The organism is Rhodobacter sp. SGA-6-6 (assembly GCF_011043545.1).
Lineage (GTDB): Bacteria > Pseudomonadota > Alphaproteobacteria > Rhodobacterales > Rhodobacteraceae > Pseudogemmobacter.
In genome coordinates this window covers 367,499-389,360 of sequence record NZ_JAAKGP010000001.1, presented here as the reverse complement: position 1 = coordinate 389,360, position 21,862 = coordinate 367,499, and the positions used below count along the sequence as shown (strand labels likewise).

16 protein-coding genes are annotated in these 21,862 nt (G+C 69.3%); 5 read left to right on the top strand and 11 right to left on the bottom strand.

Annotated elements, in window-relative coordinates; translation table 11 throughout:
• Position 1 precedes the first annotated feature (1 nt).
• Complete coding sequence (pncB, locus tag G5B31_RS01845) at positions 2-1,294, top strand: nicotinate phosphoribosyltransferase (protein WP_165013216.1); 1,293 nt, start codon at positions 2-4, stop codon at positions 1,292-1,294.
• Position 1,295: 1 nt separating this feature from the next.
• Here the strand turns inward: pncB and G5B31_RS01840 are convergent, their stop codons facing one another.
• The 10 genes from G5B31_RS01840 to G5B31_RS01795 form a co-directional block, all read right to left on the bottom strand.
• Positions 1,296-2,312, bottom strand: a complete 1,017-nt coding sequence (locus G5B31_RS01840) for an inorganic phosphate transporter (protein ID WP_165013214.1) — start codon at positions 2,310-2,312, stop codon at positions 1,296-1,298.
• Positions 2,313-2,328: 16 nt separating this feature from the next.
• On the bottom strand, positions 2,329-2,970 hold the full coding sequence (locus G5B31_RS01835; RefSeq protein WP_165013212.1) for a DUF47 domain-containing protein: 642 nt from the start codon (positions 2,968-2,970) through the stop codon (positions 2,329-2,331).
• A 99-nt stretch (positions 2,971-3,069) separates the two neighbouring features.
• The gene (locus tag G5B31_RS01830) at positions 3,070-3,987 is read right to left on the bottom strand and encodes a phosphotransferase enzyme family protein (protein ID WP_165013210.1); all 918 of its coding nucleotides are present in this window, start codon (positions 3,985-3,987) and stop codon (positions 3,070-3,072) included.
• On the bottom strand, positions 3,984-5,243 hold the full coding sequence (locus G5B31_RS01825; protein ID WP_165013209.1) for an aspartate aminotransferase family protein: 1,260 nt from the start codon (positions 5,241-5,243) through the stop codon (positions 3,984-3,986). The genes G5B31_RS01830 and G5B31_RS01825 overlap by 4 nt, the downstream gene beginning before the upstream one ends.
• The gene (arfB, locus tag G5B31_RS01820; protein WP_165013207.1) at positions 5,240-5,662 is read right to left on the bottom strand and encodes an alternative ribosome rescue aminoacyl-tRNA hydrolase ArfB; all 423 of its coding nucleotides are present in this window, start codon (positions 5,660-5,662) and stop codon (positions 5,240-5,242) included. Before arfB ends, G5B31_RS01825 begins: the two co-directional genes overlap by 4 nt.
• A 266-nt stretch (positions 5,663-5,928) precedes the next feature.
• Complete coding sequence (locus tag G5B31_RS01815) at positions 5,929-6,549, bottom strand: queuosine precursor transporter (RefSeq protein WP_165013205.1); 621 nt, start codon at positions 6,547-6,549, stop codon at positions 5,929-5,931.
• A gap of 67 nt (positions 6,550-6,616) precedes the next feature.
• Positions 6,617-7,534 (bottom strand): esterase-like activity of phytase family protein, encoded by a 918-nt coding sequence (locus G5B31_RS01810; RefSeq protein WP_165013203.1) that lies wholly within the window; start codon positions 7,532-7,534, stop codon positions 6,617-6,619.
• Positions 7,507-8,415 (bottom strand): penicillin-insensitive murein endopeptidase, encoded by a 909-nt coding sequence (mepA, locus tag G5B31_RS01805; protein WP_165013201.1) that lies wholly within the window; start codon positions 8,413-8,415, stop codon positions 7,507-7,509. Before mepA ends, G5B31_RS01810 begins: the two co-directional genes overlap by 28 nt.
• Entirely contained in the window at positions 8,412-9,782 is a 1,371-nt protein-coding gene (locus G5B31_RS01800) for an MFS transporter (RefSeq protein WP_165013199.1), read from the bottom strand. The genes mepA and G5B31_RS01800 overlap by 4 nt, the downstream gene beginning before the upstream one ends.
• Positions 9,783-9,852: 70 nt before the next feature.
• Entirely contained in the window at positions 9,853-10,386 is a 534-nt protein-coding gene (locus G5B31_RS01795) for an acyl-CoA thioesterase (protein WP_165013197.1), read from the bottom strand.
• Between the two features lie 137 nt (positions 10,387-10,523).
• On the opposite strand from G5B31_RS01795, the gene G5B31_RS01790 reads away from it, so the two are divergent.
• The 3 genes from G5B31_RS01790 to yaaA are packed head-to-tail and all read left to right on the top strand — an operon-like array spanning position 10,524 to position 13,649.
• On the top strand, positions 10,524-10,802 hold the full coding sequence (locus G5B31_RS01790; protein WP_165013195.1) for a YggT family protein: 279 nt from the start codon (positions 10,524-10,526) through the stop codon (positions 10,800-10,802).
• A gap of 3 nt (positions 10,803-10,805) precedes the next feature.
• Positions 10,806-12,845 carry a DNA helicase RecQ gene (gene recQ / locus G5B31_RS01785; RefSeq protein ID WP_165013193.1) on the top strand — a complete coding sequence of 680 codons (2,040 nt, stop codon included), beginning with the start codon at positions 10,806-10,808 and terminating at the stop codon, positions 12,843-12,845.
• A gap of 9 nt (positions 12,846-12,854) precedes the next feature.
• Positions 12,855-13,649, top strand: coding sequence for a peroxide stress protein YaaA (yaaA, locus tag G5B31_RS01780; protein WP_165013191.1), 795 nt, complete (start codon positions 12,855-12,857; stop codon positions 13,647-13,649).
• Between the two features lie 52 nt (positions 13,650-13,701).
• On the opposite strand, the gene G5B31_RS01775 is transcribed toward yaaA, so the two are convergent.
• A complete protein-coding gene (locus G5B31_RS01775; protein WP_165013749.1) occupies positions 13,702-16,233 on the bottom strand; it encodes a response regulator in 2,532 nt (843 codons plus the stop codon).
• 176 nt (positions 16,234-16,409) lie between these two features.
• On the opposite strand from G5B31_RS01775, the gene G5B31_RS01770 reads away from it, so the two are divergent.
• Complete coding sequence (locus tag G5B31_RS01770) at positions 16,410-21,860, top strand: alpha-2-macroglobulin family protein (RefSeq protein ID WP_165013189.1); 5,451 nt, start codon at positions 16,410-16,412, stop codon at positions 21,858-21,860.
• Positions 21,861-21,862 lie beyond the last annotated feature (2 nt).

Below are 21,862 nucleotides of genomic sequence, written 5' to 3'. Positions count from 1 at the left end.
CGTGGTGGATATCGCAACCCGGGTTCACAACCACAACTGGCGGATCGACCCCATCGTCCGCAGCCTGATCGACACCGACTTCTACAAGCTGCTGATGTGCCAGTCGATCTTCCGCAACAAGCCGGAGACCAACGTGGTCTTCAGCCTGATCAACCGCAGCACCAAGGTGCGGCTGGCCGATCTGGTGGACGAGGGCGAGTTGCGCGAACAGCTGGACCATGTGCGCAGCCTGTCGCTGACCCGGGGCGAAAGCACCTGGCTGCGGGGGAACACCTTCTACGGCAAGCGGCAGATGTTCCGCTCCGACTTCATGGAATGGTTCGAGGCCCTGCGCCTGCCGGCCTACCATCTGGAAAAGCGCGATGGCCAGTATGAGCTGACCTTCGAGGGTAAATGGCCCGAGGTGATGCTGTGGGAAATCCCGGCGCTGGCGGTGCTGATGGAACTGCGCTCGCGCGCTGTCCTCAAGAACATGGGCAAGTTCGAGTTGCAGGTTCTGTATGCCCGCGCCATGGCCCGGATCTGGGAGAAGGTGGAGCGGCTGCGGGCGCTGCCCGGGCTGAAGCTGGCCGATTTCGGCACCAGGCGGCGGCACGGCTTCCTGTGGCAGGACTGGTGCGTGCAGGCCTTGCAGGAGGGCCTGGGCGACAAGTTCACCGGCACCTCCAACTGCCGCATCGCCATGCGCCGCGACATCGAGGCCATCGGCACCAACGCGCACGAGCTGCCGATGGTCTATGCCGCGCTGGCGCGGGACGATGCCGAGCTAGCGCAGGCGCCCTATCAGGTGCTGGCCGACTGGCACGAGGAGCACGACGGCAACCTGCGCATCATGCTGCCCGACACCTACGGCACCGAGGGTTTCCTGAAGAACGCGCCCGACTGGCTGGCCAGCTGGACCGGCATCCGCATCGACAGTGGCGACCCGGCGGCGGCGGCGGAAACCGCGATCCGCTGGTGGAAGCAGCGCGGCGAGGACCCGTCGCAGAAGCTGGTGATCTTCTCGGACGGGCTGGACGTGCCCGAGATCGAACGGCTCTACGCCCAGTTCCACGGCCGGGTGAAGGTGTCCTTCGGCTGGGGCACCATGCTGACCAACGATTTCCGCGGGCTGGTGCCGGGCGACGGGCTGGCGCCGTTCAGCCTGGTCTGCAAGGCGGTCTCCGCCAACGGCCGGCCCACGGTGAAGCTTTCGGACAACCCGAACAAGGCCATGGGCCCGGCGGACCAGATCGAGCGTTACAAGCGGGTGTTCGGGGTGGGCGAGCAGCAGGTGGCCGAGGTCTTCGTCTGACCTACATGAACTGCGCGCCCAAGAGGTAGAACAGCGCCCCCATCACCGCGGCGGCGGGAATGGTGATCACCCAGGCCCAGACGATGCGCCCGGCGATGCCCCAGCGGACCGCATGGACCCGCCGCGCCGATCCGACGCCGACGATGGAGGCGGTGATGGTGTGGGTGGTCGACACCGGAATCCCCATCCAGGTGGCGCCGAAGAGGGTGATCGCCCCCGCCGTCTCGGCGCAGGCGCCCTGCATCGGCGTCAGCCGGGTGATCTTCGACCCCATGGTGTGGACGATCCGCCAGCCGCCCAGCAGGGTGCCGATCCCCATCACGGTGAAGCAGCTGGCCACCACCCAGGTGGGCACGGTGAATTCCTCGTAATAGCCGTTGGCGAACAGCAGGACCGCGATGATCCCGGCGGTCTTCTGCGCGTCGTTCGAGCCGTGGCCGATGGAATACAGCGCCGAGGACACCAGTTGCAGCTTGCGGAACACCGAATCCGCCCGGGCCGGATTGGCGCGGAGGAACAGCCAGCTGACCAGCACGATCAGGAGGATGCCCAGGAAGAAGCCGGTGACCGGCGACAGCACGATGGCGACCACGGTCTTCGACAGCCCGCCCCAGACGATGGCGCCGAAGCCCGCCTTGGCGACGCCGGCCCCGACGATGCCGCCGACCAGCGCATGGGACGACGAGGACGGGATGCCCAGCCACCAGGTCAGCAGGTTCCAGGCGATGGCCCCCATCAGCGCGCCGAAGATCACCGCGTTGTTGATCAGGTCGGGCGCCACCAGACCCGTGCCGACGGTCGAGGCCACCTTGGCCTCGAAGCCGAAATGGGTGCCGATGAAATAGGCGGCGAAATTGAAGAAGGCCGCCCAGAGGACGGCCACGAAGGGCGACAGCACCCTGGTCGAGACGATGGTGGCGATGGCATTCGCGGCGTCGTGCATCCCGTTCAGCAGGTCGAAGAACAGGGCGACGGCGATCAGGAAGATCAGCAGGAACGAGGCGGAGACGGGGTCCATCCGGGGGGGCCTTCGGTCAGACGTGCTCGATCACGATGTCGCCCATCACATGGGCCACGTCCTCGAAGCGGTCGCAGACCTTTTCGAGGTGGTCGTAAAGCTGCGACCCCACGATGAAGCCGAGCGCATCTTCCTTCTTCGCCCGGAACAGCAGTTGCAGCCCTTCGTCGTTCAGCCGGTCGGACTGTTCCTCGATCCGCGAAATCTCGCCCACCAGCGCGTGCAGCCGGGCGGAATTGGTGGCGATGTTGCGCATCAGCGGCAGCGCCTCGGCCACGATGTTCGACAGCGTGATCACCCCGTCCGCCATGGCGCGCATGTTCGGCTCGAACGCGGTCACGTCGTAGAGGAGGGCGGTCTTGCCGGTTTTGTTCATCTGGTCGATGGCATCGTCCAGCGAAGTGGACAGCGCCTTGATGTCGGAGCGGTCGAAGGGGGTGATGAAGCTGCGGCGGATGGATTGCAGCACCTCGTAGGAGATCTGGTCCGCCTCTTCCTCCTGCCGCGACAGCAGGGCGCAGTTCTCGGCCGTGCCCGGGCCGCCGTCGACGATCCGCCGCAGGGTCAGCGCGGCTTCCTGCGCCTTCTTCGCCTGCGCCTCGAACAGCTCGAAGAAATTGTCCGAGCGCGGCATGATTGCCCTGATGAACCTGAACATGGTGTCTTCCGGGGTGCGGGGGCCGGATGGCGCCCGATGCTGGATGTAACGGTTTTGCGACTAAACCTTCGCCGTGTCCTGCGCAAGCCGTTCCCTGCGTCAGACCGCCAGCCGTTCGGCCCACATCACCGCCCTTGCGATATGGCGGGCGTTGATCGGGTCCTCCGGCGCCAGCCGCGGCATGGTCCAGCCGACGCTGGCGCAGGTGCGGGCCAGTGTCATCAGCTCCACCAGGTCGCGGTCTTCGGTGCCGTATCCCTCCATCAGCGCATCGCGGATTTCCGTGTAGGCGGGCTCGTAGAGGTTCTGCGACAGCGTGGTGCCGAGGTCGTAGAGCGGGAAGCCCCAGCCGGAATCGTCGAAGTCGATCAGGAATACAGAATTATCGTTCACCAATACATTCTCGCGCAGCACGTCGGCATGGATCAGCTGCACCCCGGGCAGGGCGGACAGCCGCTCCCGCAGGGTATGGCGGGCGCGGATCAGCACGGCGCGCTGGTCCGGGGTGGCCGAGGGATGGTCCCAGAACCGGCCCCAGAATGGCGATTCGCCGGTCAGGCCGTCGACATCCCAGCAGGGGCGCTGGAAATCCGGCGGCAGGGTCAGCGCCGCCGTGGTGTCGTGCAGCCGGCGGATCAGCCGGCCGAGCGCGCGGTGACGGTCGAGCAGAAGCGGCAGCGGAGTGGCGAAGGGAACGCCGGCCTCGCCCAGCGGTTCACCGTCCAGCCATTCGATGACCGAGGCCGCGCGGCCGGTGGACAGGGTGACCAGCAGCCGCCCCTCGCGGTCGGGCAGGGCGGCGGGGACATCGACGCCCTCGGCGGCCAGCGCGGCGCACCACCAGAGTTCGGAGCGGATCGCGGATTCGGGCTGGTAGCCCTGCCGGTGCAGCCGCAGCGCCGCGCGGGCGCCGGAGGGCAGGCGCATCTCGAACACCGCATTCTCGCGGTTGCGGATCAGCCGCAGCGGGGTGCCGCCCCAATGGGCAGCGGCCTCTTGCGCGAGGGCCTCGATCATGCCGGCACCTTGGTGTCGCGCAGGGCGTCTTCCAGCGCGTCCAGCAGCAGGTCGGCGTGGTCGATGCCGAAGGGCATCGGCGGGCGAATCTTCAGGATGTTCCGCCCGGCGCCGATGACGTTCATCAGGAAGCCGCGGGCGACCATGCTCTCCACCAGCGCGGCGGCGAAGGCGGTGGCGGGCTGGTCGCCGTCGATCAGTTCGGCCCCGAAGAACAGCCCGTTCGCCCGCACATCGGCCAGGAACGGGTGGCGCAGGTCCTGCAACCGGGCCAGCACATGGGCCGAGGTCGTCGCGGCATTCTCCTGCAGCCCCTCGTCCCGGATCACCTCCAGCACCGCCAGCGCGGCAGCGGCCGAGACGGGATTGCCGCCGAAGGTGTTGAAATAGCTGAAGGCATTGCGGAAGGCGGCCATGATCGCCGGCGTGGTGGCGACCCCGGCGACCGGATGGCCGTTGCCCATCGGCTTGCCCATGGTCACGATGTCGGGGCGGAAACCCAGGCGTTCGTGGCCCCAGAAATGGCTGCCGGCGCGGCCGAAACCGGGCTGCACCTCGTCGGAGATGATCAGCGCGCCGGCCTCGCGCAGGGCCGCCTCGGTCGCCGCCAGCCAGCCCGGCGGCAGCGAAGGCAGGCCCTCGTTGGCGAACATCGGGCAGATCAGCAGCGCCGAGGTGCCGAAGCCTGCCGCTTCAAGCTCGGCCATCGCGGCGCGGACATGGCCGGCGAAGATATGGCCGTCCGGGTCCGGCCGCCGCAGCGAGTCCGGCGCCGGGACCAGCCGCACGTTCGGCCAGCGCCCGCCGATGGGGGGCTTGCGGGTGGACAGCTGCGACACCGCCATGGTGTTGCCGTGATAGGTGGCGTCGGTGACGATGATCCCGGTGGCCCCGGTCGCCGCCTGCGCCATCCTGAGCGCGATGTCGTTGGCCTCCGAGCCCGTGCAGGTCAGGATCGCCTGCGAAATCCCGTGGCCCAAGGTGGCGGTCAGCCGCTCGATATAATCCAGCACCAGGTCGTGCAGATAGCGGGTATGGGTGTTCAGCGTGGCGGCCTGCCGGCAGATCGCCTCCACCACCCTGGGGTGGCAATGGCCGACATGGGGCACGTTGTTGTAGCAGTCGAGATAGCGCTTGCCGTCCGCATCCCAGAGCCAGACGCCCTCGCCCTTCACGATATGAACGGGCGTCCGGTAGAAGGTCGGCACGTTCGGCCCCATCAGCCGGGCGCGGCGTTCGGCAAGCGTCTCGGTCATTCGTCGTCCTCCACCCGGCCGCGCAGGGCCTTGACCTCGCCGCGCACCGTCTTGGCCGCCAGCCGCCGGCGCTGGCTGCCCAGCGTCGGCTTCGTCGCGATCCGCCGCTTCGGCGCCACCAGCGCGGCGCGGATCATCTCCACCAGCCGGTCGCGGGCGATCTCGCGGTTGCGGGCCTGGCTGCGGGTCTCGTCCACCTGGATGACGATGGCGCCCTCGGCCGTCCATTTCCGCCCGGCCAGCCGCTTAAGCCGCGCCTTCACCGGCGGGGCCAGATGCGGCGACCGCTCCGCCTCGAACCGCAGTTCCACGGCGGTGGAGACCTTGTTGACGTTCTGCCCGCCCGGGCCCGAGGCGCGCATGAACGACTCGGTCAGTTCCCAGTCGGCGATGGCCAGGGTTTCGGTGACATGCAGCATGGGCGGCAGGCTAGCGGCGGGAACGGCCCGCCACAAGAGAAAGGGCCGCCCCCGCAGGGCGACCCTTTCCGAGTTCCAAGGAGATGGGCCAGTTAGGATCGAAAGGCCCAATCAGTGGTCTGTCCTGTTGGGGGCTGCCCCTAGAAGACACTCCTCCTGACTGTCCCGACACCTCTCTCCAATATCCCTCTAGACACTGGATCACCTCCTTTCAAAAGTTGCCGATAAGGGGAGCGTGACACAGATTTGGTGTTCGTCAACAGATTTTACGCAACCCTTGCCACAAGTCTGCCGACAATGATGCGGAAAGGCACAAGCGCGAGCAGCGCCAGGCCGATCTTGACGCACCAGTCGGCAATCGCCAGCGAAGCCCAGAACGGCGCTTCCGGCCCGATCCCCAGAAGCGGCACCGGCGCGGTGGCCCAGCCGACATCGTTGCCCGGCTCCAGGAAGGTCAGCGCGGCGGCGAAGGCGGTGGGGAAGAAGATGCAGGTGTCCAGCGTCGAGGAGGCCAGCGTCGACACCAGCGGCGCCCGCCACCAGCGGCCCTGCCGCAGCCGGTCGAAGATGGCCACGTCCAGCAGCTGCGCCGCCAGGAAGGCCGCGCCGGAGCCGAGCGCGATGCGCAGCGTGACCAGCGGGCCGAACTCTCCCTCGATCCGGGTGCCGATGAAGGAACAGATCAGGCCGACGGCGAAGCCCGCCAGCACCACGCGGCGGGCGGCGGCGGCGCCCTGCAGCCGGTTGGTCAGGTCGGTGACCAGGAAGGCGAAGGGATAGGTCAGCGCACCCCAGGTCAGATAGCCGCCGAGCGGATGCTGGACCAGGATGTTCGAGGCCACCACGACGGCGGCCATGGCAAGGATGCCGGGCAGGAGACGGGTCATGTTCGGGTTCCGTTTTGACAAGGTCGCGGAGACTTGGTCCGCGGGCCTTTCCCGGGGACGGCGCGCTTTAGCCCCCGACGGGGCGGCCGTCAACCGGCAGCACGTATTCCACCACCTGCTGGCGCAGGAAGAACCGGAAATTGTCGTCCGAGACCATGGTCAGCCGGATGCGGCCGCGGTCGTCCCGCCAGACCGCGATGCCCTCCAGGTTGTCGCGGCTGCCGAGGCGGGTCTGCAACACCACCTCGACATCGAGCGGGCCGTCGGGGCCGAGGGTGAAGGCACGGACGCGGTTGGCGAAGCCGCCGAGACCGTGGAAATCGCGCTCCAGCAGGTAGAGCCGGCCGTCGGGGCCGAAATCGGCGCCCACCGGCAGGAACGGGCCGTCGCGCGGGATCGAGAAAGGTTGCGACCAGGCCCTGCCGTCGAAGACATGGACCGGGAAGGGCCGGTCCTCGGCGCCCGAGCGTTCCGGCAGGGTGAAAAGCCGGCCGCGGTTGTCGATCGCCAGCGCCTCCAGCGCGGAATTGGCCTGCATCCGGCGGAAGGCTTCGGGCCGGGGCAGGCTGCGGGCCGGGCCGCCGATCCGGTCGTAGGCCAGCACCCGCGCCGCGCCCTCGAAGGAGATGTAGATGGTGCCGTCGGGCGCCCGGGCGATGCCCTCGCTGTCGCTGCGGCCGGGGCGCAGCGGGGCGCCGTCGCCGTCTTCCAGCAGGGTCAGCGGCGGGACCTCGATGCCGGTGATCGCGCCCTCGCCGTCGCGCAGGAAGCGGCCCTCGGCCATCGCGCCGCGGTCGGACAGCACCACGAAGCGGCTGCCGTCGGGCGACAGGTCGATGGCGGACAGGCCGCCCAGCCGGGCATCCTCGCCCGTCCAGCGGAAGGCGGACAGGAACTCCGCCGGATCGCCGCTTGCCGCCCCGGCCGACAGGCCGATGGAAACCAGCGCCGCCGCGATCAGTCCGAGGCGAGAACGTCGCGGCATTGCTTCGGCAGGTCCGCCAGGGTGAATTCGCGCGGCCCCTTCTTGCGGGGCGCGTCCTCGTCGGTCTTTTTCTTCTTCTTGGTCGGCTTCGGCGGGTTCAGGTAATCGGTCACCCACCAGGTCAGCGTCTCGTCGCAGCCGTCGCCGCCCTTGGACAGTTCGGCCACCGTGGGCTTCTGCGTCTCGCAGAGCCGGGCGCCCTTGGGGCATTTCAGCCGCACGTGGAAATGGGTGTCGTGCCCGGCGATGGGGCGCACCTTCTGCAGCCATTTCTTGTCGGCCCGGGTGGCGGTCTTGCAGATCTCGATCTTGATCGCGGCGGCCACGAAGACCCGGTCCACCCGCGGGTCGCTGGCGGCGGCCTTCAACAGCGCCCGCGCCCGCGGCCCCCAGCTGGCGGTGACCGAAAGCTGGTCGGCCGAGCGCATCGGGATCGAGGAAATGTTCTCCCGCTCCTTGGCCGAAAGGTCCAGCCGCTTCGGCGCCAGCCACCAGATGTCGGCGTCCAGCCCGATCTGGTGCGAGGCGTGGCCGCTGGTCATCGGTCCGCCGCGCGGCTGGCTGATGTCGCCGATGTAAAGCCCCTTGCCCCAGCCGAGCGCCGCCGCCGTCTCCGACAGGTCGACCAGGAAGCGGATCATCTCGGGCTGGCCGTAGTTGCGGTTCCTGGACAGCCGCATCGCCTGCCAGGTCGGCCCGGTCTGCGGCAGTTCCACCAGCCCCGCCGCGCAGCCGCGGGCGTAGGAGCCGATCGGCATCGGCTTCTGGTTCGACGGCGCGACATGGGCGCCGAACAGCTTGTTGGCCAGCTTCTCGGCCTGGGCCGGAGCGGCCAGCAGCGCCGCGCCGAGCAGCGCGGCGGCGAGGGAACGGAGGATCATCTTGACTGCTCACCTTTCGGGTTGACCCAGACTAGCAGGATCAGGCCGATGAGGAACAGCAGGATCAGCGGCGAAAAGCCGATGCGCTGCGATCCGCTGATCCCGGTCACCAGCGCGATCAGCGAAGGCGCGACGAAGCTGGCCACCTTGCCGGACAGTGCGAACAGGCCGAAGGCCTCGGTCGCACGCTCGGGCGTGGTGTGGCGGACCATCATGGTGCGGCTGGCCGACTGCACCGTGCCGCCGGCGGCGCCGATCACCGCGCCGCAGAAAAACAGGATCACGTCGGCCGAGGTGCCGGCCGGATCCAGCGCGAAGCCCCAGACCTGCTCGCGCGTCATCCCCACCAGCACCAGGCAGATGGCGATCAGCACGACGATGCTGGTCGAGATCACCGGCTTCGGCCCGTAGCGGCGGTCCATCCGTCCGCCGATCCACGAGGCCAGCACCGCCGTCACCGCGCCGACGATGCCGAAGATGCCGATCTGGCCGATGCTCCACCCCAGCACGCCCTTCGCATAGACCCCGCCGAAGGCATAAAGCGCGTTCAGCGCGTCGCGGTAGAGCAGCGAGGACAGGAGATAGGCCTTCAGGCTGTCGCGGAAGCGCAGCGAGGCCAGCATCTCCTTCACCTGCGAAAGCGCCCGGCCCAGGTCGACCCGCGCGGCGGCGGTGCGGGGCTCCTTCACCCACAGGAAGAAGGGCACCATGAAGACGACATACCACAGCGCGGTGAACGGGCCGACGAAGCGGGTGCCGACCTGGGTCTCGGCATCCTCGCCCAGAAGGGGAGGCAGGCCCAGGTAGGTCAGCCCGTTCTCGGGGTTCGGCACGAACAGCCCCAGCATCAGGACCAGCGCCACCAGCCCGCCGAGATAGCCGAAGGCGAAACCCGAGCCGGAGATGGCGCCCAATTCGTCGTGGTCGGACAGCGAGGGCATCAGCGCATTGGTGAAGATGGTGGCGAATTCCATGCCGATGAAGCCGATGCCGAAGAAGGCCACCGCCCAGAACAGCACCTCCACCCCGCCGCCCGGGGCCACCCACCACAGCGCCGTCGCCCCGATGACGTAGAAGGCCGAGAAGAACCAGACCCAGACCAGCCGCCGCCCGGTGGTGTCGGCCACCGCGCCCAGGATCGGCGCGAAGATGGCGATCAGCACCGAACTGGCGGCGATGCCCCAGCCCCAGAAGCTCTGCGCCGCCGCGGCCGAGGCATCGGCGTCCAGCCCCTGGCCCAGGTAGTAGCCGATGGCGATCTCGGTGAAATAGGGGCCGAAGACGAAGGTCAGCAGCAGGGTGTTGTAGGGCTGGCTGGCCCAGTCGAAGAAATACCAGCCCCAGATGCGTTTCCGTGGAGAAACCATTCCCGTCCCCTGCCCCTGTATCGTTGCGGCGAGTGAAACCGGAAAAGCCCCCCGGCGCAAGCTGCCTGCGTCAGTGCTCCGGCGGCCAGGGCCGCTGTGCGTCGGCCTCGATCCAGGCCTGCACCCACTGCGGCAGGTCCGGGCTTTCCCCCGGCAGGCCGAGCGCCGCCGCCATCTCGGCCGGCGGCACGATCCCGCGCTTGCCTTGCGTGATCGCCGACCGCAGCAGCGCCTGCGAGGTGCATTCGCCGCGCACCCACATGCTCTGCCCCATGTAGACGAAGCGGTGGTCCCAGCCGATCAGCCGTGTCCGCATCTCGATCCGGTCGAACATCTTGACCCGCTTGCGGTAGCGGACCGAGGCCCCGGCCACCGCCAGCCCCCAGCCCTTTCCCCGCGCGATCCGGTGCAGCCCGGTCCGCCCCGCCATCGGAATCCGGCCCAGGTCATACAGCGTCAGCGTGCGGCCGTTGTTCAACTCCATCCAGGGGTCGATGTCCCAGGGCCAGCAGAGGTGGTGGCTGACATGGGGGTCGAAGGGATGCAGCTTCGGCGCGCCGCGAAATTTCAGGATTTCCTTAATCATGCGCAGATAGGGATACATCCGGGCCTCCTGTTCCGGGTCCCGGCTTGGCGGAAGCCGGGCGCGAAGGCAAGCGTGACCCGGCGTTGCCTATCGCCCTTGTGGCGCAAGGGGTAGCTGTTCTACAACATCTGGCGTCTGGCCCGGAGGAAACACCAATGATTGCGATCCGCGATACGCTGCTGCTGATCCTGAGCATCGCGCAATGGATCATCCTGATCCATATCATCATGTCCTGGCTGATCAATTTCCAGGTGCTGAACCTGCGCCAGCCGCTGGTCGGCCAGGTCTGGCACGGGTTGAATCAGCTGCTGGAGCCGCTGTATTCCCGCATCCGCCGGATGCTGCCCGCCACCGGCGGCATCGACTTCGCGCCGCTGATCGTGATCATCGTGGTCTTCTTCCTGCAACGGCTCGTGGCGACCGGCGGGTTCTGACCCGTGGAGCAGGCCGCCGAAATTCTCCGCCGTGTCTTCGGCTTCCCCGGCTTCCGCCCGGGGCAAGAAGAGATCGTCGCCGCCGTGATGGCGGGGCGCAACACCCTTGCCATCATGCCCACCGGCGGCGGCAAGTCGCTGTGCTACCAGTTGCCCGCGCTGTGCCGGGACGGCGTGACCGTGGTCATCTCCCCTCTGATCGCGTTGATGCGCGACCAGGTCCGCGGCCTGCGCGCGGCGGGGGTGGAGGCGGGCGCCCTGACCTCCGGCAACACCGACGAGGAAACCGAGGAGGTCTTCGCCGCGCTGGACGAGGGACGGCTGCGGCTCCTCTACATGGCGCCCGAGCGGCTGGCCTCCACCGCCACCGTGCCGCTGCTGCGCCGGATCGGCGTGCGGATGATCGCGGTGGACGAGGCGCATTGCGTCAGCCAGTGGGGCCACGACTTCCGCCCCGACTACCTGCGCATCGGCGAGTTGCGCCGCGCGCTGCAGGTGCCGGTGGCTGCCTTCACCGCAACGGCGGATGAGGAGACGCGGGCCGAGATCGTCACCCGCCTTTTCGACGGGCAGGCGCCGGACACCTTCCTGCGCGGCTTCGACCGGCCGAACATCCATCTGGCCTTCGCCGCGAAGGACTCCCCCCGCGACCAGATCCTGCGCTTCGCCGCTGCCCGCAAGGGCCAGTCCGGCATCGTCTATTGCGGCACGCGGGCGAAGACCGAAACCCTGGCCGCCGCCTTGCAGGCCGCCGGCCATCCGTCGCTGTTCTATCATGGCGGCATGGACCCGGACGAGCGCCGGCTGGTCGAAACCCGCTTCCAGCGCGACGATGGTTTGATCGTGGTCGCCACCATCGCCTTCGGCATGGGCATCGACAAGCCCGACATCCGCTGGGTCGCCCATGCCGACCTGCCGAAGTCGATCGAGGGCTATTACCAGGAGATCGGCCGTGCCGGCCGCGACGGCGCGCCGGCCGAGACGCTGACGCTTTACGGCGCCGACGACATCCGCTTCCGCCGCAGCCAGATCGACGAGGGGCTGGCACCGCTGGAGCGGAAACAGGCCGACCATGGAAGGCTGAACGCTCTTCTCGGCCTGGCCGAGGCCATCGGCTGCCGCCGCCAGGTGCTGCTGCGCTATTTCGGCGAGGACAGCGGCCCTTGCGGCAATTGCGACCTCTGCGACCGGCCGGCCGAGGTCTTCGACGCCACCGAAGCCGTGCGCAAGGCCTTGTCGGCGGTGCTGCGCACCGGCGAAAGCTATGGCGCCGGGCATCTGGTCGACATCCTCACCGGGTCGATGACCGAGAAGGTCCGCGCCCGCCGCCACGACCAGCTGCCCACCTTCGGCGTGGGGCGGGAACTCACGAAGACCGAATGGGGCACCGTCTTCCGCCAGATGATGGGCCGCGATTTCGTCCGGCCCGATCCCGAACGCCACGGCGCCCTGCGGATGACCGAAGCCGCCCGCCCGGTGCTGCGCGGCGAGGAAACGGTGGCCTTCCGCAAGGAGGCCCCCCGCGCCACCCCGAAATTCGCCGCCCGGGTGCAGGTGGACGACGAGGACGCGCCGCTCTTGTCGGCGCTGAAGGCCAAGCGGCGGGCGCTGGCCGAGGCCGCCGCGGTCCCGGCCTATGTGATCTTCCCCGACCGCACCCTGATCGAGATGGCCGAGAAGCGGCCGGTGACGCTGGACCAGATGGCGGGGATCACCGGGGTCGGCGCGAAGAAGCTGGAAAGCTACGGCCTTGCCTTCCTGTCGGTGATCGCCGGCGCGGTGGAGGCGCCGCATCCGGCGCGGATGGCGCTGGCCGGCCGTCCCGAGGGCGCGGTCTTCGACCGGCTGGCCGAGGTGCAGCTGCGGCTGCAGCGCGGCGCGGACGGGACGGGCAAGCCGCTCTCCTGCACCCATGCGACGCTGCGCCAGATTGCCGAGCGGCGGCCGCGCAGCTTGGATGAACTGGAACGGGTGCAGGGCATGGGCCCGCAGAAGGCCGAGCGCTTCGGCCCGGCCTTCCTGGCGATCCTGCACGAGGAATAGGGGGAAGCGATGCTCTGCGTGATCTCGCCGGCCAAGCGGCTGGACGAAAGGCCGAAGGCCCTGCCCGAAGGGGTGGCGCTGACCGAGCCGGATTTCCCGGCCGAGACCTGGCGGCTGGTGCAGCGGGCGCGCGAGCTGTCGGTGCAGGACCTGCGCGATCTGATGGACCTGTCCGAGCCGCTGGCCCGGCTGAACCGCGACCGTTTTGCCGCCTTCCGCCGCAAGCCCGGCCCCGGGCAGGCGATGGCGGCGGTGCAATGCTTCGCCGGCGACACCTATGCCGGGCTGGAGGCCGCGACGATGGAGCCCGACGCCCGCCATTGGGCGGCGGGGCACCTGCGCATCCTCTCCGGCCTTTACGGGCTGCTGCGGCCCTGGGACGCGATCCAGCCGCACCGGCTGGAGATGGGCACGCGGCTGGAAAACCTGCGCGGGCCGGACCTCTATGCCTTCTGGGGCGACCGGGTGGCGAAGGCGCTGAACCGGCAGGCGGCGGAGATGGGGACCGAGGTGCTGGTGAACTGCGCCTCGGTCGAATATTTCACCGTGGCACAGCGCAAGGCGCTGAAGCTGCGGGTGATCACCCCGGTCTTCCTTGAGGAACGCAATGGCGAGGCGAAGATCGTCTCCTTCTGGGCCAAGAAGGCGCGTGGCGCGATGGCCCGCTTCCTCTGCGACAATCACCTGACCGACCCGGAGGCCCTGCGCGGCTTCACCGCCGGCGGCTACGGCTTCCGCGCCGACCTGTCCGAGGGCGACCGGCTGGTGTTCACCCGGGCGGAGCCGCAGGAACAGGCTGCCTGAGCAGGCGTAGCGGTCCGTTTCGTCTCTCTTCGCGGGCCGGCGACAAGCCCCGTCACGCCGCATCCTCTTCGGCCAGCGATCGCGCCTCGGCCGGGCAGAACTCGGCCAGCGCGGCGGTGATCGCCGCCTTGCGCAGCGGTTTGGTCAGGTAGCGGTCGATGCCCGCCGCCAGGATGCCCTCGGCGTCGCCCTCCATCGCATGGGCGGTCAGCGCGACGATGGGCACATGCGCCCCGCCCGCTTCCGCCGCGCGGATGGCGCGGGCGGCGTCCTTGCCGTCCATCTCGGGCATCGAGATGTCCATGAAGATCAGGTCGGGGCGCCAGTCGCGCCACAGCTCCACCGCCTCGCGCCCGTTGCCGGCGAAGCGCAGGTCGATGTCGATGCCCTTCACCATCTTCTGGAACACCAGCTGGTTGGTGCGGTTGTCCTCCGCCGCCAGCACCCGCATCTGCCGCGCGCCTGCCGGGGCAGGCGGCGGCTCCGGCTCTGCCACCGCCGGGACCGACAGTTCCTCCAGCCGGCGGTAGAGATCGGCCCGGAGCACCGGCTTCTGCAGGAAGGCGTCGATGCAGGCCGCACCCTCGCTCTCCTTCGCCGCGGCGGGGTTGGAGGACAGCAGCACCACCGGCAGCACATGTCCCGCCGCCCGCACCTTCGCCGCCAGTTCCAGCCCGTCCATCCCGGGCATGGCATGGTCGGTCAGCAGCACGTCGTAACCCGGATCGGCAGCCAGCGCCGCCAGCGCCTCGGCGCCCGAGCGGCAGAGCGTGACCCTGATGCCGCAGGGCGCCAGCTGGCGTTCCAGGATGGTGCGGTTGATGAACTGGTCGTCCACCACCAGCGCCCGACGCAGCGTCACCGGCTGGCGCAGCGCCGCCGCGCCCTCGGCCACCGGCAGGGTGACGCGGAAGCCGAAGGAAGACCCCTTGCCCGGCTCGCTGTCGACCCAGACCGCGCCGCCCATCCGCTCGATCAGCCGATGGGTGATCGCCAGCCCCAGCCCGGTGCCCTCATACTTGCGGTTCCTTTCGTCCTCGACCTGGTTGAACTCGCCGAAGATGTGGTCGAGGTGTTCCGGCGCGATGCCGATGCCGGTGTCCTCCACGGTGACATGCAGCTGCTGGCGGCCGTCCCCGGCCTCCATCCCGACCACGCGGGTCAGCACATGGCCCTGTTCGGTGAACTTCACCGCATTGCCGATCAGGTTGGTCAGCACCTGCCGCAGCCGGCCCGGATCGCCGACATAGCGGGTGGGCAGGAACAGGTCGAAGTCGATCATCAGGTCGATGCCCTTTTCCCGCGCCCGCGGCTGCAACAGCATCGTCACCTCGTGGATCGTGCGCTCCAGGTCGAAGGGCTCGGGGTGCAGGGTCATCCGCTCGGCTTCCAGCTTGGAATAGTCGAGGATGTCGTTGATGATCGCCAGCAGCGCCTCGCCCGAGGAGCGGATGGTCTCGGCGAAGAGCCGCTGCTCCTCGGTCAGGCCGGTGTCGCACAGGAGTTCCGCCATGCCGACGACACCGTTCATCGGGGTGCGGATCTCGTGGGACATGTTGGCCAGGAAGGCCGACTTGGCGCGGCTCGCCGCCTCGGCCTGCTTGCGGGCGGCCTCCAGCGCCAGCTGCTGTTCGCGCAGCTGGGTGATGTCGGTGCGCAGGCCGACCCGGCCGCCGTCCGGGGTGACGTGATCCGATTCCAGGATCACCCGGCCGCTGGAGAGCCGGGTTTCCGTGGTCTCCTTCGCCTCGCGGAACCGGCGCAGGCGGGAGGCGAGCCAGGTTTCCTCCTGCCCCGCCGCCGCGGGGACATGGCCGTTCCGCAGGCCGTGGCGGAGCAATTCCTCGAAGGTGGTGCCGGGCACCATGGCCGCGGTGCTGTCGGGGAACATGTCGCGGTAGCGCTGGTTGCAGGTCAAGAGCCTCTCCTCCCTGTCGAAAAGCACGAAGGCATCGGGCAGCGCGTCGATCGCGGCCCAGATCCGCATCTGCTCGGTGATGTCCATGACCAGGCTGACCATGTCGCCGTCGCGGGCGCGGCGGTCGACCATCCTGATCCAGCTGCCGTTGGCGAGCCGCAGCGTCTCCGCCTCGATCCGGTTGCCGGCGATGCGGGCGCACATGCGGGCGACCCAGGCCCCGGCCTCTTCGCCCTGCGGGTCGGCCTTGGCGGCGGCCAGGCGCAGCAGGTCGGTGTAGCCGATGCCGGGGCCGATGCCCTGCCCCTCGAAGAAGGCGAGATAGGCGTGGTTCGCCATCACCAGGTTCAGGTCGGCGTCGAAGACGGCGAAGCCGTCGCGGATGGTGTTGATCGATTCGCGCAGCCGCTGCTCGGCCATGACGGCGGCGGTATGGGCGCGGTTCAGGTCGTGCAGGAAGCGGCTGTTCTGGCCCTTCAGCTCCTCGGCCTCGGAGCGGGCGGAATGGACGACCTGCCGCTGCTCGACGATCTGGTCCGACAGCGACCGGGCATGGACGGCCAGCTTCTCGTTGGCGGCGAACAGCTCGCGCGTGCGCTGTTCCAGCAGGCGTTCGGCCGCCAGCCGCGCCCGCCGTTCCTTCGCCAGTCTCTCCATCAGCTCCATGCAGCCCCGCGCCGACATCCTGCCGCCCGCCGGAGCGCGCAACCCGCCACATCCGGTTTTCGGCACTACCTTCGCGCAGCAAAGTGAACCAAGACTTAACGGAAACGGGTCGTGCGACGCTTGCCGCAAGCCGGGGGCCGTGCCAGAGTCCGTGTCATGTGACAGGAGGATTTTTCATGCGCAGCTTTGCAAAGGCCGCGGTTGCGGCGCTTTTCCTGGCGTTTCCCGGTGCGATTCATGCGCAGGACCTGATCCCCGAGCGGCGGGCCGTGGTCTCGGCCGACACCGATTTGCCCGGCGGCGACATCTCGTCGATCTTCGACACCACCCAGGACGCCTGCGAGCGCGCCTGCATCACCAACAGCCGCTGCGAGGCCTATACCTTCAACAGCCGCAACGGCAGCTGCTTCCTGAAGGCGGACCCGGGCGAGGCGGCCTCTTTCGCCGGCGCGCAATCGGCCTGGATCGTCGCCGGCGACGCCGGGCTGATCGCCGCCGCCCCCGAACGGCGGGGCGAACTGACCTTCGTGCCGGACTGGGAAATCTCCGGCGCTTACGACATGGCCGCCAGCCTGGGCCGCACCCACACCACCGGCCCCTGGAGCGCCGAGGAACACCTGCGCTCGGCCGCCGAGAACGAGGCTTCGGGCAACTGGGTGATGGCCACCGCCTTCACCGGCGCGGCGCTGAACCTGGAAGACAGCGCCGATCTCTGGGCGGAATATGCCCGGCGGGCGCAGATGGCGGCGCAGAGCAGCAGCAACGACCAGTCCTGGTATGAGAACCGGGCCTATCTGGCCGCGGTCAACGCCTATCTCCGCGCCGGATCGGCGGCGCAGCGCCACAGCATCCTGGTGACGATGGGCCAGAGCCTGGAACGCATGGGCCGCGGCAGCGACACGGTGAAGGCGCTGCGGCTGGCGCAATCGCTGCAGAACCGCGACGACACCGCGGCGGCGCTGGACGACGCCATCGGCAAATACGGCTTCCGCATCACCGACAACAACGTGCAGGCCGACCTGGCCCGCCCGCGCATCTGCGCCAGCTTCTCCGAGGATCTGGTGCCCTCGGGCGTGGACTACGCCGATTTCGTCAAGATGCCCTCGCCCGGCCTGACCGTGGAAAGCGACGGTTACCGCCAGCTCTGCGTGGTCGGGGTCGAACACGGCGGCCGCTATACGGTGACCTTCCGCGAGGGGCTGCCGTCGAAGGACGGGCAGGAACTGGCCAAGGACATCGACCTGACGCTTTATGTCCGCGACCGCAACCCCGGCGTCAGCTTCCCCGGCCGCGGCTATGTCCTGCCGAAGACCGCCGAGGCGGCGCTGCCGGTGCAGACCGTGAACACCGAGAAGCTGGACCTCACCCTGTTCCAGGTCACCGACCGCAACCTGCTGCGGGCGATCCAGAACAGCTATTTCGGCTGGCCGATGCAGGAATACAGCGAATCCTACTTCACCGAAGAGGTGGGCGAGGAAATCTGGTCCGGCACCGCCACCGTGGCGCAGGAGGTGAACAAAGACGTGACCACCCGCCTGCCGCTGGCCGAGGCGCTGAAGGACCGCCCCGCCGGCATCTACGCGCTGAAGGCCGCGGTGCCGGGGGTGGACCCCTACAACATTCCCCCCGGCTGGCAGTGGTTCGTGGTCTCCGACCTCGGCATCACCTCGATGAGCGGGGTGGACGGGCTGCATGTCTTCGTCCGCAGCCTGGGCACCGCGGCGGCCAGGCCGGGGGTGACGGTGGAACTGCTGAACCGCGCCAACACCGTGCTCGGCACCGCCACCACCGACGAACAGGGCTACGCCCGCTTCGACGCCGGGCTGGTGCGCGGCACCGGCGGCTCTGCCCCGGCGATGGTGGTGGTGAAGGACGGCGCGGCCGATATCGGCTTCCTGTCGCTGACCGATCCCGAATTCGACCTGTCCGACCGCGGGGTAGAGGGGCGCGAGCCCGCGCCGCCGGTGGACGTGTTCCTGACCACCGACCGCGGCGCCTATCGCGCCGGCGAGACGGTCTATGCCACCGCGCTGGCCCGCGATGCGGTGGCAGATGCGGTGGACGGCCTGCCGCTGACCGCGATCCTGACCCGCCCGGACGGCGTGGAATATTCCCGCCAGCTGGTCGAGGACAAGGGCGCCGGCGGCCATGTGTTCGAGCTGCCGGTGGCCGGCTCCGCCCCGCGCGGGGTCTGGACGCTGCAGGTTCTGGCCGATCTGGAGGCGCCGCCGCTGGCCAGCACCACCTTCCTTGTGGAGGATTTCCTGCCCGAGCGGATCGACTTCACCCTGACCCGCGACGACACGCCGCTGACCCTGAACGGCCCCGTCGCTGCGCTGGAGATCGACGCGCGCTACCTGTTCGGCGCCCCGGGCGCCGGGCTGGCCATCGAGGGCGAGACGCTGCTGCGCGCGGCATCCGGGCTGAAGGACTATCCCGGCTTCGTCTTCGGCCGCCACGACCAGCATTTCGGCGCGCTGATGGAGCCGCTGATGGCCGGCCAGACCGATGAGCAGGGCAAGGGCCATGCCGAGATCGCCCTGCCGTCGATCGACGACCCGGGCCGCCCGCTGGAGGCGCTGGTCGCCGTGCGCGTCGCCGAAGGCTCGGGCCGTCCGGTGGAGCGCCGGATCACCGCGCCGGTGGAACCCGCCGCCGCGATGATCGGCGTCAAGCCGCTGTTCGACGGCGTGGTCGCCGAAGGCTCGCAGGCGCGGTTCCAGCTGGTGGGCGTGGGAACGGACCTGAAGCCCGCCGCGATGCAGGTGCACTGGAAGCTGAACCGCGTGCAGACCGACTACCAATGGTATCAGAGCTACGGCAACTGGAGCTGGGAGGCGGTGACCTACCGCACCCTTGCCGCCGAGGGCGATGCCACGCTGGGCGAGGGCCCGGTGGAAATCTCCGGTCCGGTGGACTGGGGCAACTACGAACTGGTGGTGGAGCGGACCGACGGCCAACTGGCCGAGACCTCCACCTCGTTCTGGGCCGGCTGGTATGCGCCGGCCGACGCCGCCAACACCCCCGACACGCTGGAACTGTCGCTGGACAAGCCGGCCTATGCGCCGGGCGACACCGCCACGCTGCGGGTGGTGCCGCGGGCGGCGGGCACGGCGCTGGTGACGGTGCTGTCGAACCGCCTCGTCTCGATGCAGGCGGTCGAGGTGAAGGAGGGCGAGAACCTGATCCCGCTGCCGGTGACCGAGGACTGGGGCGCCGGCGTCTACGTCACCGTCTCGGCCCTGCGGCCGATGGACGTGGCCTCCGGCCGCAACCCGGCGCGGGCGCTCGGCCTCAGCTACGCCGCGGTGGACCCCGGCGCCCGGGCGTTGAAGGCCACGGTGGAGATGGCCGGGGAAGCCGCGCCGCGCGGGCCGCTGGACGTGGCGGTCAAGGTCGAAGGAATGGCGGCGGGCGAGAAGGCCTATGTCACCATCGCCGCGGTGGACGTGGGCATCCTGAACCTGACCGGCTTCACCCCGCCCGATCCGAAGGGCCATTACTTCGGCCAGCGCAAGCTGGGCGTCGGCATCCGCGATGTCTACGGAAGGCTGATCGACGGGCTGAACGGGGCGACCGGCGAGGTCCGCTCCGGCGGCGATGCCGGCGCGCAGGCCCGGCTGCAATCGCCCCCGCCGACCGAGGAACTGGTGGCCTATTTCTCCGGCCCGGTCGAAGTGGGCGCCGATGGCTACGCCCGCACCTCTTTCGACCTGCCGTCCTTTAACGGCACGGTGAAGGTGATGGCGGTGGCCTGGTCGAAGCATGGCGTCGGCCAGGCCGACAAGGACGTGCTGGTGCGCGACCCGGTGGTGGTGACCGCCAGCCTGCCGCGCTTCCTGTCGCCGGGCGACGAGAGCCGGCTCTTGTTGGAGATCGTCCATGCCACCGGGCCTTCGGGCCGGATGGGGCTGGACGTGGCGGCGAACGGCGTGACGCTGGGCGAGGTGCCCTCGGGCTTCGACCTGACCGAGCAGGGAAAGGCGGTGTTCGAGGTGCCGGTGACGGCCTCGGCCGTGGGCATCCATAGCATCGACGTGAACCTGACCACGCCGGACGGCAAGGTGCTGAAGAAGACCCTGACCATTCCGGTGCAGGTGAACGACCCGGAGATCGTCAAGATCAGCCGGCTGGAGTTGAAGAACGGCCAGAGCTTCACCTTCGACCAGGCGGTCTTCGCCGACATGGTGCCCGGCTCCGGCAAGTCGGTGATGGCGGTCGGCCCCTTGGCGCGGCTGAACGCGCCGGGCCTGCTGGCGGCGCTGGACCGCTATCCCTACGGCTGCACCGAGCAGATGACCAGCCGCGCGCTGCCGCTGCTGTATTTCGACGAGGTCGCCCGGGTGATGGACCTGAAAGGGGCCGAGAACATCCAGAAGCGCATCGACGAGGCGGTGGTGGAGATCCTGTCGAACCAGGGCGCCGAGGGTGGCTTCGGGCTGTGGAGCGCGGGGTCGGGCGACATGTGGCTGGACGCCTATGTCACCGACTTCCTGTCCCGCGCCAAGGCGCAGGGCTATGCGGTGCCGGACCTGGCGTTGAAGAACGCGCTGACCAACCTGCGCAACCAGGTGAACTATGCCCCCGACTTCAACGCCGAGACCAACGGCGGCGGCACCGCGCTGGCCTATGCGCTGATGGTGCTGGCGCGCGAGGGCGCGGCGGCGATCGGCGACCTGCGCTACTATGCCGACGTGAAGGGCGACGACTTCGCCACCGCGCTGGCGCAGGCGCAGTTGGGGGCGGCGCTGGCCTCCTACGGCGACCAGCCGCGGGCCGACGCGATGTTCCGCAAGGCGGGCGTGCGGATGATGGAGGCGCTGGCGGCCGAGGAACGGCAGGTCTGGCGGGTGGACTACGGCACCAACTACCGCGACGCGGCGGCGCTGCTGACGCTGGCGGTGGAGGCCGGGTCCACCGTGGTGGACCGCGAGGCGCTGACCGACCGCATCGCGCGGGCCGGCACCAACCTGTCGACGCAGGAGGCGACCTGGGCGCTGCTGGCGGCGAACGCGCTGATCGACCGGCCCGATACCTCGGGCGTCAAGATCGACGGCGCGGCGGTGGACGGCCCGCTGGTCAAGGTGCTGACCGACGGCCAGCCGCCGGTGACGGTGACCAACGAAGGCCAGGACACCACCATCACCATCTCGACCTACGGTGTCCCGGCGGAGCCGGAGCCGGCGGGCGGCAGCGGCTATGCCATCAGCCGCAGCTACTACACGCTGACCGGAGACCCCGCCTCGCTGGACGGGCTGAAGGTCGGCGACCGGCTGGTGGCGGTGATCGAGGTCGCGCCCTTCGACTATTCGGACGGCCGGCTGATCGTGGCCGACCCGCTGCCGGCGGGCTTCGAGATCGACAACCCGAACCTGATGAGCGCGGGCTCGGTGGCGAACCTCGACTGGCTGGATGCGCTGACCGACGTGACCCATAGCGAGTTCCGGCAGGACCGCTTCATCACCGCGGTGGACTGGTCGTCGCGCAACAGCTTCCGGCTGGCCTATGTGGTCCGCGCCGTCAGCCCCGGCACGTTCCACCACCCGGCGGCCTCGGTCGAGGACATGTATCGCCCCGACTACCGCGCCCGCTCCGATGCGGGATCGGTGACAATCGCCGCGAAGTAGCG

Bases quoted from the DNA above. Each gene is read 5' to 3' on its own strand.
- G5B31_RS01840 (WP_165013214.1), bottom strand. From the start codon at position 2,312: ATGGACCCCGTCTCCGCCTCGTTCCTGCTGATCTTCCTGATCGCCGTC.
- G5B31_RS01835 (WP_165013212.1), bottom strand. From the start codon at position 2,970: ATGTTCAGGTTCATCAGGGCAATCATGCCGCGCTCGGACAATTTCTTC.
- G5B31_RS01830 (WP_165013210.1), bottom strand. From the start codon at position 3,987: ATGATCGAGGCCCTCGCGCAAGAGGCCGCTGCCCATTGGGGCGGCACC.
- G5B31_RS01825 (WP_165013209.1), bottom strand. From the start codon at position 5,243: ATGACCGAGACGCTTGCCGAACGCCGCGCCCGGCTGATGGGGCCGAAC.
- arfB (WP_165013207.1), bottom strand. From the start codon at position 5,662: ATGCTGCATGTCACCGAAACCCTGGCCATCGCCGACTGGGAACTGACC.
- G5B31_RS01815 (WP_165013205.1), bottom strand. From the start codon at position 6,549: ATGACCCGTCTCCTGCCCGGCATCCTTGCCATGGCCGCCGTCGTGGTG.
- G5B31_RS01810 (WP_165013203.1), bottom strand. From the start codon at position 7,534: ATGCCGCGACGTTCTCGCCTCGGACTGATCGCGGCGGCGCTGGTTTCC.
- mepA (WP_165013201.1), bottom strand. From the start codon at position 8,415: ATGATCCTCCGTTCCCTCGCCGCCGCGCTGCTCGGCGCGGCGCTGCTG.
- G5B31_RS01800 (WP_165013199.1), bottom strand. From the start codon at position 9,782: ATGGTTTCTCCACGGAAACGCATCTGGGGCTGGTATTTCTTCGACTGG.
- G5B31_RS01795 (WP_165013197.1), bottom strand. From the start codon at position 10,386: ATGTATCCCTATCTGCGCATGATTAAGGAAATCCTGAAATTTCGCGGC.
- G5B31_RS01790 (WP_165013195.1), top strand. From the start codon at position 10,524: ATGATTGCGATCCGCGATACGCTGCTGCTGATCCTGAGCATCGCGCAA.
- yaaA (WP_165013191.1), top strand. From the start codon at position 12,855: ATGCTCTGCGTGATCTCGCCGGCCAAGCGGCTGGACGAAAGGCCGAAG.
- G5B31_RS01775 (WP_165013749.1), bottom strand. From the start codon at position 16,233: ATGGAGCTGATGGAGAGACTGGCGAAGGAACGGCGGGCGCGGCTGGCG.
- G5B31_RS01770 (WP_165013189.1), top strand. From the start codon at position 16,410: ATGCGCAGCTTTGCAAAGGCCGCGGTTGCGGCGCTTTTCCTGGCGTTT.